The following is a 14,124-nucleotide window of genomic DNA, read 5'->3' as shown; positions in this document are numbered from 1 at the left end:
TCGGGTCAATGGATACATTTATTTACTTCAATCTACTCAATAAGAGAACGGCCAAACTGGCCGTTCTCTCTTATCATCCAAGTTCAATCACTATCGACTTATATCTATTCTGCTCGCAATTCCAGCAATGCATCACGAAGCTCGGCGGCACGCTCAAACTGCAAGTTTTTGGCTGCATCTTTCATCTCCGCTTCCAGACGCTGAATAAGCGACTGGCGCTCCTTCTTCGACATCTTCTCGGCGGCGCCGGTCAGATACTCGTTTTTGGATTCAGCAACCTTCGTTGCCTCAATGACATCACGCACTTTTTTGCGAATGGTCTGCGGTGTAATGCCGTGTTTTTCATTGTACTCCATCTGAATGGTACGGCGTCTCTCGGTCTCTTTTATCGCTTTATCCATGGAATCCGTTACTTTGTCACCATACAAAATAACTTTACCCTCACTATTCCTTGCGGCACGCCCGATTGTCTGAATCAGGGAACGCTCGGAACGCAGGAAACCTTCCTTATCCGCATCCAGAATAGCCACCAATGAAACTTCCGGCAAATCCAGACCTTCCCGCAGCAAGTTAATACCAATCAATACATGGAAGGTACCCAGCCTCAGATCACGCAGAATGGACATCCGTTCCAGTGTTTTGATCTCCGAGTGCAGATATCTAACCTTAATGCCAACTTCCTTCAGGTAATCCGTCAGGTCTTCCGACATCTTCTTGGTCAGCGTAGTAATCAGCACACGCTCGTCTTTGGCAATCCGGTCGTTAATCTCTGCAATCAGATCATCGATCTGTCCTTTTGTTGGACGCAGCTCAATAACAGGATCAAGCAGGCCAGTAGGACGAATGATCTGTTGCACCATCGTATCGGTATGCTCAATCTCGTAAGGCCCTGGTGTCGCCGATACATAGATGATCTGGTTCATCTTTTCTTCAAACTCTTCAAACTTAAGCGGACGGTTATCCAGTGCAGAAGGTAAACGGAAACCGTGATCAACTAGCACAGTCTTCCTCGCTTGGTCACCATTGTACATCGCGCGGATCTGCGGCAATGTAACGTGAGACTCATCCACCACGATCAACATATCATCCGGGAAGTAGTCCATCAGGGTGTATGGCGTATCCCCGCGTTCACGGAAGGTCAGCGGTCCGGAGTAGTTCTCGATCCCTGAGCAGAACCCGACTTCCTTCATCATCTCGATATCGTAACGTGTACGCTGCTCCAGTCGCTGTGCTTCCAGCAACTTGCCTTGCTCGCGCAATACTTCAAGCCGTTCTTCCAATTCACGTTCGATGTTCACCAGCGCCACACGCATCGTTTCTTCTTGCGTTACGAAGTGAGATGCCGGGAAAATAGCAATATGCTCGCGCTCACCGATTAATTCTCCGGTTAAGACGTCAATCTCGGTAATTTTCTCGATCTCATCCCCAAACAACTCTACTCGAATGGCATGTTCACCCTTGGAGGCCGGGAAAATCTCAATAACATCGCCACGGACACGGAACGTACCACGTACAAAGTTAATATCATTCCGCTGATACTGTATCTCTACAAGGCGGGACAAGATCTGATTGCGCGGTTTCTCCATTCCTACTCGCAGAGACAACAACATACTGGAGTAGTCATGAGGTGACCCCAAACCATATATACAGGATACACTTGCTACGATAATGACATCACGGCGTTCGAACAAGGAACTGGTCGCGGCATGTCGTAACTTATCAATCTCTTCATTAATACTCGAATCCTTCTCGATATACGTATCTGAGGAAGGAATATAGGCTTCTGGCTGGTAGTAGTCATAATAACTGACAAAATACTCAACCATGTTATTCGGAAAAAATTCTTTGAATTCACTCGCCAGCTGTGCTGCCAGTGTCTTATTGTGCGCAATGATCAACGTGGGTCGCTGTAGCTTGGCAATAGTCTGCGCAATGGTAAACGTCTTCCCCGTGCCCGTTGCACCCAAAAGCGTCTGGTATCTCTTCCCTTCCTGAACACCCTTCACCAATTCCTGAATGGCTGCAGGCTGATCACCCTGGGGAGAAAACTCTGACTCGATTTCGAACGTTTTGTCGCTCATAATAATATCGCTCATTGCCGTATCTCACCCTATCGTCTAAAATAATAGTCACTATATATTGTCGAAGTTCCCCGAATTTCCAGTTGGGAAAACTTATAGTAATAGGAATATTTGTTCCCGTTCAATTATACCTTGTTCGTTTTAGTGATGCAAACGTGAAATGAAGATAGGAGTGGGTTAATTTATGGATATTGCGACACTTATCGGTATAATTGCCGGAATTGCCGCAGTTATCAGCGGTTTTCTGTGGGAAGGCGGCCATATGTCCGGCCTGTTACAAAAAACGGCTGCTCTAATCGTGTTCGGCGGCACCATCGCTGCCGTTGTAGCCAGCTTCCCTGCACATCGTCTGCGAACGATCCCTGCTGCTTTACGTATGGCCTTTGGACGTCGTGCTCAGGATTCCAAACAATGGGTCGAAGAACTGATCGAGATGTCATCCATTGCCCGCAGATCCGGTGTGCTTGCTCTGGAACGCAGAGTTGTGGATCATCCCCATCCCTTTTTACAAGATGGCATTCAGATGGTTGTGGACGGTACAGACCCGGATGTTGTTCGGCAGATTCTCGAGATGGAAATTGATTCTGTAGAGCAGAAACATGAGAATTATGCCAAAATATTCGAATCTGCCGGTGGTTATGCCCCAACGATGGGGATCATCGGAACCGTAATGGGACTTATTCAGGTACTCGGAAGCTTAACCGATCCAACCGGACTCGGACCAGCCATTGCCGTTGCCTTTACAGCCACTCTATATGGAGTTGCCAGTGCTAACCTGATCTTTTTACCTATCGCTTCCAAAATCAAATCCAGAGGTGCTGACGAGGTGCAAGAAATGGAGATGATGCTTGAAGGAGTGCTTGCCATTCAAAATGGCGAAAATCCACAGCTCGTTCGCAAACGGCTAGAGTCTTTTACACTCTCGCACCGCCAGGTCTTGCAATCTCCGCTCGCAAAGGAGGGATTAGATGAGTCGTCGCAGTAAACGGCGTGCCAAACGCGAAGCTGCTGACCATCGGGATCGCTGGATGATTACCTATGCGGATCTCATTACGTTACTACTGATTTTTTTCGTCATCATGTACGCCATGAGCAATCTGGACACCGATAAATACGACGTCGTGACCCAATCCCTTCAAAGCACTTTTAATAAATCCGACTCCATACTTGAACTGGGGGACGGACTCGGGGAGACACCGGGTCAAACCATCACCAAGCCCCCCCAGGGAAGCTCAGAGGATGATCAAGACTCGTCATCAGATTCGGACAAAGATACCCCTATTGATAGCAACCGTCCGCTCACGGAGCGAGAAGAACAATTCAGGACTCAGGAACAGGAATTACAAAATCTGTTCAATGTGATTACCCAATATATCGAAGATAATAAACTGGATAATCAAATTTTCGTGGCAGACAAACCGCAAGGTATCTCCATTACGCTCAGTGATCGTTTTCTGTTTGATCAAGGACAAGCTGCCTTGAAAAAAGATGCTGCACCTACACTTAGCAAACTCGCCAGTTTGTTTCGTAATCTTCAAATGGTGGTCAGTATTGAGGGACACACGGATAACGTCCCAATAGGAGCCAATTCCGCGTACAAGGATAACTGGGAGTTGTCCGGTGAACGTGCGTTATCAGTACTACGCTTTTTCATCGATCAGGAGAAACTCGCCCCCGACCACTTCCAATATGCAGGGTATGCGGATACCAGACCAACCGGAGACAATACAACAGCAGCTGGGAGACAGAAGAACCGCCGGGTTGAAATCACGGTGCTTCGCCAATTACAGCCATAGTCAGTTATCCCGCAAAAAATACATGCCTGACCTCTGCCTCTATTAACCGACTATACGAAGTCATGTTACAAAAAAACAACTCAGTAAAAAGCACGTTTGACGGTATTCATCCCGTAAAACGTGCTTTTTTGACTGTATTCTAAATTACCGTTGCTCTTACTCTTACTCTTACTCTTACTCTTACTCTTACTCTTACTCTTACTCTTACTCTTACTCCTGCTCTTACTCCTGCTCTTGCTCTTGCTTTCACTCTTAACTCTTAACTCCTAACTGACTCCCTCTATCTCTTTTCCTATTTACGCTACAACCAATTTACGCATCCATCCCCGGTTGATTGGGACGAAGAATCACGGAACCGACAGTCAGCAGGATCACGGCCATGGCAAACAGGATCAGCAGCGGCAGGGTGATGTCTGCCAACGTGCCTCCGGCGGAGATCGTTTCGACTGCCTGAATCGTCCATTTTTGCGGTACGAAGTTCGCCAGCTTCTGCATATACTCCGGCATGATGGATAACGGCCAGAAACAACCCCCAATCATACAAGTTGGTACAATGATGAGCGAGTTCAACATACTGGCATTTTTCGATTCACGGATCAGGCCACTCACGGCACTCGCTAATCCCATCGATACCAGCATAAACGCTCCAAGAATCAGAAAATGAATACCAAACGGAATCCCTGCATCATAATGCAGTACCCAACGGCTTATGCCGAGCACGATTGTAATCTGGATAACCCCAATTGCAAGACTACCTAGAAAATTTCCTAGTGCGATCTCATATGACCTAACTGGAGCGGTATACATTCGAGCCATCGTACGTTGCTTTCGGTCGTCCATAATAACAGCCACCGCGCTCGTTAACAGTCCCATCATGAACATAATCGTGAATCCGGTGACGTTGTTTAACCCTGGCTTTGGATATAGCTGCAGATGTAATGCTTCTCCAGATAGTTGATGCCTCCCAATCTCTTGCAGAATCTGTTCGAGTTTCCTCTCCTGATTCTTAGCGTCAGCGTTAGAAGACGACAGGGCAGCAGATGTTTGTACCGCAGTAGCAGATTGTTTCAACCCATCGGCAACCCCCTCGGCCGCTGCCCGAAGGATGTATGAGCTTTCGCTGACACGCATTTCAATCCACTGGATCTCTGCGGGCTTGCCCTGTAGCAACGATCGAGTGTAATTGGCGGGAATCACAATCCCCATGCTTCCTTTTTGGCGAACGATATCCGATTTCACTTCTGCCTCGTTACTCGCAGCTTTGAAGCTGTAGTCTTTCGTACGAGCGAGCTCTTTGATCATCCATGATCCAGCGATCCCCTCATCCATATTGACATAAGAAACAACCGCACGACTGGCCTGCTCACTTCCAAAAAGAGCAACTGCACCTGTCACAACAAGGCATGGTAGCAGTAAAAATGCAACAAACCCACGTTTACGTCCCAGTGTTCTCCGGATCATTAACCAAGCGATATGCAGACTATTCATAACGATATCCAACCTTTCTGTATATCACTGCAGCAGCTACTGCTAGCACTGCACACACGGCCCCAAGCATGAAAATATTGTGCATGACCTCTTGCAAAGTTGCACCCAGCATCATACTAAGAAAACTTTGAAGCGCCCAATGATTCACCGTGAATTCGCTAATGCGCTGTACAAAATCGATGGCGATCGGAGTAAACCCGCCGCTAATAAAAGTCATCACGATGATAATCCCCTGCATTAATGCAGTAGCTGAAGCAGCACTTTTACTAACCAAGGCTACAATAATGCCCAAAGTCATTGACGCCAGCGTAATAAGTATACAGATTAGTACAATCAACCACGGATGACCACCCCAATTCACACCAAATAATAGGTTGGTCATGACGATAATAATGATCGCTTGTAAAAAGGCAAGCAAACTGTTACCTGCAACTTTGCCAGCAAAGATCACTCCATTGCCTACTGGCGTTGCCTGAAGACGCGCGAGCGTTTGTTTGTCGCGCTCCGTAAACAGGCTGTTAACGGTGGTCATGCCAGAGTACAGCATAAACATCGCCAGCATGGCTGCTGCGTAATATTGTGAAGCGCTGTAGGATTGACCGGAATTCCCCGGGCTACTGACCTTAATATTTGGCTGTGCTGATGGCAATCCAGTGCCATCCTGCGTTGAAATCGCCATCACCGTTTCTGGCCCAAGGACTTTTGCAATGGCAGCCTGTCGATTCAACTCATCCGTAAAGCTAGTGAATACGGTCTGCCCCACTACATTAAGTGTATTGTCTTTTCCAAGTATCCATTGTAGCTTAACGGTTTTTCCTGCCATCCATTGTTGCACCATATCCGAAGTCATGATTACCGCAAAATCAAGATCTCCTTGTTTTAACGCATCCATCGTTTCGTCCTGTGAAGACATGTTTTTCACTTTTATCATTTGGGCTACTTCAGGTGCAGCCACAAAGGCTTTCAGGGCTTCACCTACCGGAGAGGATATCGCTTCATTTGATTGCACAATCCCCACGCGCAACGTATCAGGCGTCGTATCTTTTCCTGTTCCCATCGCGCTCGATAATGCCGTTCCCAAGATAAAAATTAATAATAAAGGCAGAATGAACAGATTAATCACTACAGAACGAATTTTCAAAATACGTCTGAGTTCAAAGATACAAATATGCCATATGCTCATGCCATCTCCTCCTAGTCTCGAAGCGTACGCCCGGTCAGATTGAGGAAAAGCGTTTCGAGATCCGGTTCTTCGACCCGGAGAGATTGAATGGACATGTCATGCTTGCTGCAAATAAACAGCATATCTTGCAGCGCCTGCTGTGCCGAAGGCAGCATAATCGTTAATGTGTCTTCCGTGACTTCTACTGCCCGTACACGCGGGTGAAGCTTAAGTTCTTCCACAGCACCGGCATCCAGGCCGGAGGTGATAAGTACAATTTTTTCCTCCGATGCAACGCGTTCCCTTAACTCAGCCTCGGTGCCACAAGCAATAATCCGGCCTTGATCCATGATAGCCACCCGATTACTGATCGCTGCAACCTCCTCCATATAATGACTTGTATAGATGATGGTCGAGCCCATCTTGTTGAGCGTTCGCACCGATTCAAGAATGTGATTGCGGGATTGTGGATCAATGCCCACGGTGGGCTCATCCATAATGATCAGATCCGGCCTGTGACTGAGCGCACATGCGATGTTGAGTCTGCGTTTCATGCCGCCCGAGAAGGTGGCTGGAGCATCCTTGGCCTTATCTTGCAAACCGACAAATTCAAGAGATTCCTGCACTCTTTCTTTGAGCATCTTCCCTCGTAATCCATAGAGCCGGGCAAAAAAAGTAACATTATCCGCGGCACTCATCGTTTCATACAAAGCCAAATCTTGCGGAACCAGTCCAATCTTACGCTTCACATCGAGTGGTCGCTCCTTCACCGATATGCCATCCAGTCTGATCTCTCCCTGATCCATGCTGAGCAGACCTGCAATCATGCTAATGGTGGTGCTTTTTCCCGCTCCATTCGGGCCAAGCAGACCAAAAATCTCTCCCTTTTGCACACTTAAGTTGAGGTGATCCACCGATAACTTGCTGCCATACCGTTTTACAACGTGATCCATTTCCAATATGTTCATCTACGTATGCCCCTCCCATATGAGCTCTTACCGCGATATTCCTATGTCTATTGTATCGAATGTCTCCCCTTGGCGAAGGTACATAAAGTCATCATTCAAAGGTGACTTAAGTCATCTCCTGATGTTGCGGTGGCCTATGTTATAATCAAGGATGCGTTATCGTCTTATTCTCCATTATGTTAAAAAAGGATGTCATCTACATATGCCCTTGGGATTCCTGCAATATGGTTTATTAGTTGTACCTGCTGTGTTGTTCAGTTTGACCCTACCTTTACATGGCGAAGCACTGTACACCTTTTACATCCTCATCTCGACCTTACTCGCTGTAGCGAACCGCTTTACCCGTTCAGGCGCACAGCAATCACTGTTATTTCTGGCAGAAATAATGTGGGCCAGCTGGTTGATCGCGCTATACGGCCCCTTTATGATTTTCATCTCTCTATCGGTTCTCTATGTTTATATGTATCGGCTCGATGGATCTGTAAGATGGTTCATTCTAGGGATTCAGCTGATTACAACAAATCTCGCACTGTATTGGCATGTTGCAACTCCAACTACGCTCAGTTCTGGAGCGATGGAAGTTCAAATGAACACCATGAGCTGGTTCTCGGACTCTGTGAAGATAAACATTGGCGTAAACCTGCTCCTATGGATGACAGCGGCTCTCTCCTGGCAAGGAGCCAAAGCTGCAAACCGTCGTCAGCAACTGGAGCATGTGTATGACGAGTTACGGCACAAGCATTATGAGCTACAAGAGACTCGTGCACAATTGCTGTCATTTTCAAAACAATTAGAAGATGCGGCTCAGGCAGAAGAGCGTATTCGAATATCCCGTCAGCTTCATGATGATATCGGACATCGGCTAATACGCACCAAAATGATGTCAGAGGCTGCCTTGCTCACGCTACCTTTGAATAACGAACAGGGTACTGCAATGGTCAAGCAGATTCGAGATCAGCTGGCTGCAAGTATGGATGATATGCGTAACACCCTTCATAAACTTCGTCCTGATTTTCATGCATCCGATGCCTACGCTTTGGATCGTCTATTAGAAGAAGTCGGTCGCGATACAGGGATACAGACTCATTACGAGATTATTGGTCAGCCACACACTCTCTATCCAAGTACGCAGATTGTGTTGTACAAAAACGCCAAAGAAGCTGTAACGAATGCCATTAAACATGGAAAGGCCACTTCCATTTGTTTGCAGCTGGCTTTTGGGCATCAGGAGATTCGTATGAGCATCAGTAATGATGGCAGCATGCACTCCCTTTTAGATACAAGTGTAACAACGGGCCTTGGGCATGAGGGTATGCGTCAGCGTACACAGTTCATTGGAGGTACCATTGAGGTTCAACCCACCGCTCCATATACCGTTATCACTCGAATCCCCATTACAAACAAAATGAATTTACTGTAAAACGGAAAGGAATATGCTCATGCCAGAACCGAACAATATCACTCAGAAAACATTGTCCGAGCAACCTTCAATGATTCAAGTCCTCCTTGTCGATGACGATCCCTTCATCCGGGAAAGCCTGAACGTGGTGCTCGGCCTCGATGCGGATATCCACATTACGGATACGGCTTCCAATGGGACGGAGGCACTTGCGTGCCTTGAATCAGGAACACCTGCAGATGTTGTACTCATGGATATACGTATGCCCGAATGTGATGGGGTCGAAGGAACTCTTCTGATCAAAACCCGTTTCCCCGATATCCAGGTACTGATGCTGACAACTTTTGACGACGATGAATATATCATTCAAGCTATACAGAACGGTGCGAGTGGTTATCTACTCAAAAACGTCCCTCCTGCCCGTATCGTGCAGGGCATCAAAACCGTCCATAACGGGGATATGCTGATCCACCCGGATATTGCACGCAAACTCGCGGGTTTGCTTCGAACGCCGGCTTCTCCTCCGGTAAACGAGCCACTTGAAACGCACGGGCTTACACGCATGGAGCTTTCCGTTGCCGAAGCTATATCAGAAGGACTATCCAACAAAGAAATTGCCACTAAATTGTTTCTCAGCGAGGGTACCGTCAAAAACTATGTAACTGAAATCCTGGGTAAGCTGCATTTGCGTGATCGCACCCAGATCGCCATTTTTATTTTGAAAAAATAAAGCAAAAAGGTACTCCCTCACGCCAGCCAAGGCGTTTGGAAGTACCTTTTATTACATTTCGACTGACCCTTTGTCACTCACGACAGGGGCTGGTGGTAAAGCCAGTGGAGCTTCGTCGATACGCTGCTGCTCTTTCCGGCGTGTGAATAATTTGAGCGTAATCACATGAAACAACGTCACCGGACGTGGCTGAACTGCCCATGCTTCATGTTTATCCGGTGCCATAATCACACCAAGTTGGTGGTGCTCGCCTTCGTATATCGCTCGTTGCATAAACTTGCTCTCTCCCTGATGATTACGCACCTCCAGCTTGCAAAAAGCCGGATTCATCCGCAGTGCCCGGTGTAGCTCTTCGGGAGAATGAACGAGTATACCGTTCACTTTATACAATGTCTCCCCTGCCTCAATTCCGAGCTCTGCTGCAGGACTCTCTGGAATCACACTCAGTACCTTGAGTCCATGCTGAGGGTGAACAAATGCAGGACTAAGTTGCTGCTCTTCCAATGCACTGTACCACACCAGAAGCTCATGTCCGGCGAAAGCTACCAAAGCCGCAACGACTGTCAAAGGTGACCACCATACGGCAAGCACACTGAACACAAGCAAAGCCAAGCTATACAGCATCAGGCGTTTAGCTGAAATCTGGAGTTTACGCCCAAGTAGCATACTTTGTGTATTTTCGCTAAATCCCAGCAAGATGGGCAGCGCCATTAGCGTGTAGCCTTGACCTGCATGAAGTAGCGGAGTCCACGCCATTTCTGTGATGCCTCCGGTTGTCGGAACAAGAATCAATAGCGGAACCGCCCAAAAGAGCTGGATCTGATATCCGCCTACCAACTTCCCACGTTTGCCTTCCATCAGAAACGGAGAGGCCATAGAGACACCTTGCATTCGAGCTAATGCAGCTTCGCCCAAGTGCAGCAGCGCAGCCAGAACGAGCAGCACAGGCATGTCCAATGCACGAACTGTGTCTACAGCCTGTCCAAGCATACCGACAGGCTGCCAGCTGGAGGCCACATTTAAAGCAAATTGCAGAATCCCCAGTGCCCCCGCTGCGTAGGCGAAGCACAAATAACGGATACGGATTAAAGATAAAACCAATGCTGCAATCCATATGCTGATTACACTACCTAGCGTAAGATAAGTGCCAAGGAAAAGAGATATCATGGACACAATTACACCAATGACAATTCCCCCAAGAACCGCTCGAATCGCCTGCGTGATCGAACTCTGCATACGTACATGGAAGAGTTTCCGTTCCTGCAGCAACTGACGATGATAAATTAAAGCAATCAGAATCACTGCCATATAATAAAACGGCTGAATCAACAACTGTAACAATGCTTCCCCTAATACAGTTAACCAAGGCCATACCCATTCCATTGTAGCATTTCACTCCTCTCCTTCAGCCGGTTCAGAAAAAAAGAAGGCTGAAAATCAGCCTTCTTTATGGCTTCGACACAGCGGACGAAATATCCTTTGAGACATTTTCGATCGCGCGTTTCAGCTGTGTATCATATTGAGGATTGGCAATACGTTCAATCAGAGATGCTTCCAGAGACTCTGCCGTTTTCTCATCGATTTGGCCAGTAACCTGAATGCCTTTTTTCTTCTGGAACGCCTTGACGGCTTCTTCGGTCTTCTGGTCGTAGTATCCGTCCACACGATCCGGCTTGAAGTCAAGTCCTCTCAGCATCGTCTGCGCACTCTTCACATCCGTGCTATTGCTGTCATATTTCAGTGGTAGCTTCTCTTTATTAATCGGTGCAACCGAGAAATAATCAGGCTGGTTCACTGCGATATCCGGCTTGATGCCTTTTTCATGAATCCAAGTGCCGTTTGGTGTCAGCCACTTGGCAATCGTAATTTTCAGCAAGCTACCGTCGCCCATCTGTTTGTCATAGCTGGTCTGCACGGTTCCTTTACCAAATGAATTCTCACCCACGAGTGTAGCGCCAGCAGATTGTTGCAAAGCTCCTGCCAGGATTTCGGAAGCACTCGCGCTACCTTTGTTCATCAAGACGGTAATAGGATAAGGTTTGGCTGATCCATTCGATTTACTTTGTTCCTTCTTGCCATTTTTATCTTCAACCTGAACGATGACTTTACCCTTCGGTACAAACTGTTCTGCTATATCGATAACGACTTGCAGTACACCGCCCGGGTCATTCCGTACATCGATAATCAGGCCTTTCATATTCTGCTTCTCGAGCTTAGCAAGTTCTTCCTTAAAGCGTTCACCTGTATTCAGTGAGAACTGCGTAATGTTGATGACACCAATACCGCCATCTTCCATATGCGCATAGACGGTTTCCAGATCAATATCATCACGAACAATCGTGAATTCAATCGGCTCTGTCGATCCCGCACGTTTCACCTGTACTTTGGCTTCGCTACCCTTTGGACCTCTAATCTTGTTAACCGCTTTGTTGAGCTCAAGTCCTTGAAGCGATTCGCCGTTAACGGACATAATGATGTCTTTGGCACGGATACCAGCTTTTTCAGCAGGTGAACCTTTGATTGGGGAAACGACAACGACATTACCGTCTTGCGAGGAAACCTCTGCACCAATACCGGTAAATGATCCTTCGATAGACTCTTCGAACTGGGCTGCTGTTTCCTGTCCCATATAGTTGGAGTAGGGATCACCCAACGATTCCATCATGCCGTTAATCGCACCATCAATCAGCTTGGTACGGTCAACATCTTTATAATAGTTGCTGGAGATCAAATCCATTGCGGTTTCAATCTTTCTCAAATCGTTCTTCTGCTGTGAGCTACCGGTCACACTTGCCAGCAATCCTTCGCCGGGTCTAACTTGATTTGTAATACCCGGATAAGTCATTAACACGAGCGTTAATAGACTTCCGCCAAGCAGTCCCATAATAACAAACAGCAGCGCCGATCTTTTTTTCATCATCCGTATGTCACCGCCTTTAGTTTTGAAGCGCATCCGATTCGGACTGCCCCGAATCATTCCCTGAACATGCCAGCTTAGTATATGTCTAGCTTGTACGGATTATGATTTTTCCATTCGAAGTTTAAACTATATCATTTGAACTAAAAATTTTACACAGCCCACTCCAATGACAGAATAACCTTACAATCGCTGTTATTCCTCTCCGTTAGAGTGTAAATGAATAGTTCAACTTATATTAAGTTGCATCGCATTAAATCAGACAATCTACAAATAGTTCATCGGATTCACAGCTGTTCCATTATCTCGCACTTCAAAGTGCAAGTGGGGCCCAGTTGAGTTCCCTGTATTGCCGGACTCGGCAATAGTGTCGCCTTTACTTACCGTGTCTCCCTTGCTGACCTTGAATCCACCTTCACGCAAGTGACCGTACAATGACCACAGGCCTCCGCCATGATCAATAATAACCGTATATCCATAACCACTATACCACTCAGCCATAATGACGATCCCGCCGGAAGCCGCATGAACCGATGTGCCTACTGGAACAGCAAAGTCGACACCTGCATGCAGTTTACCTACTTCCCCTGTAATCGGGTGAATCCGCGGACCAAACGGTGAAGAAATGCGTCCACCGGAAACAGGTTTTGCAAAAATACCGTTGCCTGATGAATAGGTCACTTCACTATTGCCACTGGAGCTTACACGCGTTGGTGCTTTGGCTGCTGCTTTGGCACGTGCCGCAGCTTGGGCCCGGGCTTTGGCTGCCGCTGCCGCCTGTTGCTCACGCAATTTATTCTTCTCCTGTAACAGAGCTGAGCGTTTGCCGGCAATCTGCATTAACACAGCTTCCTGCTCTGCCGTCAACTCTTCGGATTGTTCAATTTTAGCATCATATGAAGCCAGAAGCACCTGCTTTTCTTTCTCTTTTTCGTTCAGCTGTGACTTGCGCTGTTTCTTCTGGGAATACAGACTTTTGGCTTCCGCATATTGCCGGTCCAAGTCTGCCTTTTTCTCTACTACTAGCTGCTTGTCCTTTTTATGTTCATCCAGGAGATGCTGATCCTGATCTACAATCGTTTTAAGCGAGTCCGCGCGGGTCAGAAAATCGGTAAAGCTGGTGGAAGATAACAGAACATCAAGGTAGGATACTGCCCCATCCGTGTACATCAGGCGTACACGTGACTCTAGCAGTTTTTCTCTTGCGACGATGCGGTCTTCTGCCGCTTGCAGATCTTTTTTCGTTGTACGAAGATCTTCCTCCGTATTTTCAATCTGCAACGATACACTCGCCAGCTCATCACTTACAACATTGATCTGTTCCAAGACAACCTTCAGATAAGCATTGGTTTTGTTCTTGTAGTGCTGCGCTTCCTGTTTGTTGGCCGCAGCCTTTTTTTGTTCCTGCTTGGCGGAAGCCGCCTTGCTCTCCAATTGCTGAATCTGTTGATCAATATCGCTGATGCTATTCTTGGCATATCCGTCAGAAGGTTGAAACGTCATACCGGCCAGTAACATAAAGGCCAGCAGCGAAGCGGTTTTTTTCAAAATGATGATCCCCCATCCTATGAATTCACAAGAAA

General features: G+C 47.1%; 11 protein-coding genes. 4 read left to right on the top strand and 7 right to left on the bottom strand.

The window, feature by feature from the left end; translation table 11 throughout:
• Positions 1 to 104: 104 nt before the first annotated feature.
• Positions 105 to 2,096: an excinuclease ABC subunit UvrB gene (uvrB, locus tag M3629_RS19525; protein WP_090923011.1), complete on the bottom strand. Its 1,992-nt coding sequence runs from the start codon at positions 2,094 to 2,096 to the stop codon at positions 105 to 107.
• Positions 2,097 to 2,265: 169 nt separating this feature from the next.
• On the opposite strand from uvrB, the gene M3629_RS19520 reads away from it, so the two are divergent.
• Positions 2,266 to 3,066, top strand: coding sequence for a flagellar motor protein (locus tag M3629_RS19520; RefSeq protein WP_090923009.1), 801 nt, complete (start codon positions 2,266 to 2,268; stop codon positions 3,064 to 3,066).
• A complete protein-coding gene (locus M3629_RS19515; RefSeq protein ID WP_251509656.1) occupies positions 3,050 to 3,877 on the top strand; it encodes a flagellar motor protein MotB in 828 nt (275 codons plus the stop codon). The genes M3629_RS19520 and M3629_RS19515 overlap by 17 nt, the downstream gene beginning before the upstream one ends.
• Before the next feature lie 312 nt (positions 3,878 to 4,189).
• Here the strand turns inward: M3629_RS19515 and M3629_RS19510 are convergent, their stop codons facing one another.
• From M3629_RS19510 to M3629_RS19500, 3 genes are read right to left on the bottom strand one after another with little or no spacing between them, the layout of a single operon-like run.
• Positions 4,190 to 5,365: an ABC transporter permease gene (locus M3629_RS19510; RefSeq protein WP_251509655.1), complete on the bottom strand. Its 1,176-nt coding sequence runs from the start codon at positions 5,363 to 5,365 to the stop codon at positions 4,190 to 4,192.
• Entirely contained in the window at positions 5,358 to 6,548 is a 1,191-nt protein-coding gene (locus tag M3629_RS19505; protein ID WP_251509654.1) for an ABC transporter permease, read from the bottom strand. The genes M3629_RS19510 and M3629_RS19505 overlap by 8 nt, the downstream gene beginning before the upstream one ends.
• Before the next feature lie 11 nt (positions 6,549 to 6,559).
• Positions 6,560 to 7,495 carry an ABC transporter ATP-binding protein gene (locus M3629_RS19500; RefSeq protein ID WP_285888932.1) on the bottom strand — a complete coding sequence of 312 codons (936 nt, stop codon included), beginning with the start codon at positions 7,493 to 7,495 and terminating at the stop codon, positions 6,560 to 6,562.
• 202 nt (positions 7,496 to 7,697) lie between these two features.
• Between M3629_RS19500 and M3629_RS19495 the strand changes: the two genes are divergently transcribed.
• Both M3629_RS19495 and M3629_RS19490 read left to right on the top strand, forming a co-directional pair.
• Positions 7,698 to 8,915, top strand: coding sequence for a sensor histidine kinase (locus tag M3629_RS19495; protein ID WP_251509653.1), 1,218 nt, complete (start codon positions 7,698 to 7,700; stop codon positions 8,913 to 8,915).
• A 70-nt stretch (positions 8,916 to 8,985) separates the two neighbouring features.
• The gene (locus M3629_RS19490) at positions 8,986 to 9,624 is read left to right on the top strand and encodes a response regulator transcription factor (protein ID WP_154891343.1); all 639 of its coding nucleotides are present in this window, start codon (positions 8,986 to 8,988) and stop codon (positions 9,622 to 9,624) included.
• Positions 9,625 to 9,675: 51 nt separating this feature from the next.
• On the opposite strand, the gene M3629_RS19485 is transcribed toward M3629_RS19490, so the two are convergent.
• The 3 genes from M3629_RS19485 to M3629_RS19475 form a co-directional block, all read right to left on the bottom strand.
• Positions 9,676 to 11,007, bottom strand: coding sequence for a PDZ domain-containing protein (locus M3629_RS19485; protein WP_251509652.1), 1,332 nt, complete (start codon positions 11,005 to 11,007; stop codon positions 9,676 to 9,678).
• Between the two features lie 64 nt (positions 11,008 to 11,071).
• A complete protein-coding gene (locus tag M3629_RS19480; RefSeq protein ID WP_251509651.1) occupies positions 11,072 to 12,544 on the bottom strand; it encodes a S41 family peptidase in 1,473 nt (490 codons plus the stop codon).
• 264 nt (positions 12,545 to 12,808) lie between these two features.
• Positions 12,809 to 14,089 carry a murein hydrolase activator EnvC family protein gene (locus tag M3629_RS19475; RefSeq protein ID WP_251509650.1) on the bottom strand — a complete coding sequence of 427 codons (1,281 nt, stop codon included), beginning with the start codon at positions 14,087 to 14,089 and terminating at the stop codon, positions 12,809 to 12,811.
• Between the last annotated feature and the right edge of the window lie 35 nt (positions 14,090 to 14,124).

Source organism: Paenibacillus polysaccharolyticus (genome assembly GCF_023714295.1).
Classification (GTDB): Bacteria; Bacillota; Bacilli; order Paenibacillales; family Paenibacillaceae; genus Paenibacillus; species Paenibacillus polysaccharolyticus_A.
The sequence above is the reverse complement of the archived record's forward strand: the minus strand, read 5'-3'. Positions and strand labels throughout refer to the sequence as shown.

What these genes read in the sequence shown, in the direction of transcription:
- M3629_RS19480 (WP_251509651.1), bottom strand. Translation starts at nt 12,544, where the DNA reads ATGATGAAAAAAAGATCGGCGCTGCTGTTTGTTATTATGGGACTGCTT.
- M3629_RS19505 (WP_251509654.1), bottom strand. Translation starts at nt 6,548, where the DNA reads ATGAGCATATGGCATATTTGTATCTTTGAACTCAGACGTATTTTGAAA.
- M3629_RS19500 (WP_285888932.1), bottom strand. Translation starts at nt 7,495, where the DNA reads ATGAACATATTGGAAATGGATCACGTTGTAAAACGGTATGGCAGCAAG.
- M3629_RS19495 (WP_251509653.1), top strand. Translation starts at nt 7,698, where the DNA reads ATGCCCTTGGGATTCCTGCAATATGGTTTATTAGTTGTACCTGCTGTG.
- M3629_RS19485 (WP_251509652.1), bottom strand. Translation starts at nt 11,007, where the DNA reads ATGGAATGGGTATGGCCTTGGTTAACTGTATTAGGGGAAGCATTGTTA.
- M3629_RS19520 (WP_090923009.1), top strand. Translation starts at nt 2,266, where the DNA reads ATGGATATTGCGACACTTATCGGTATAATTGCCGGAATTGCCGCAGTT.
- M3629_RS19510 (WP_251509655.1), bottom strand. Translation starts at nt 5,365, where the DNA reads ATGAATAGTCTGCATATCGCTTGGTTAATGATCCGGAGAACACTGGGA.
- M3629_RS19490 (WP_154891343.1), top strand. Translation starts at nt 8,986, where the DNA reads ATGATTCAAGTCCTCCTTGTCGATGACGATCCCTTCATCCGGGAAAGC.
- uvrB (WP_090923011.1), bottom strand. Translation starts at nt 2,096, where the DNA reads ATGAGCGATATTATTATGAGCGACAAAACGTTCGAAATCGAGTCAGAG.
- M3629_RS19515 (WP_251509656.1), top strand. Translation starts at nt 3,050, where the DNA reads ATGAGTCGTCGCAGTAAACGGCGTGCCAAACGCGAAGCTGCTGACCAT.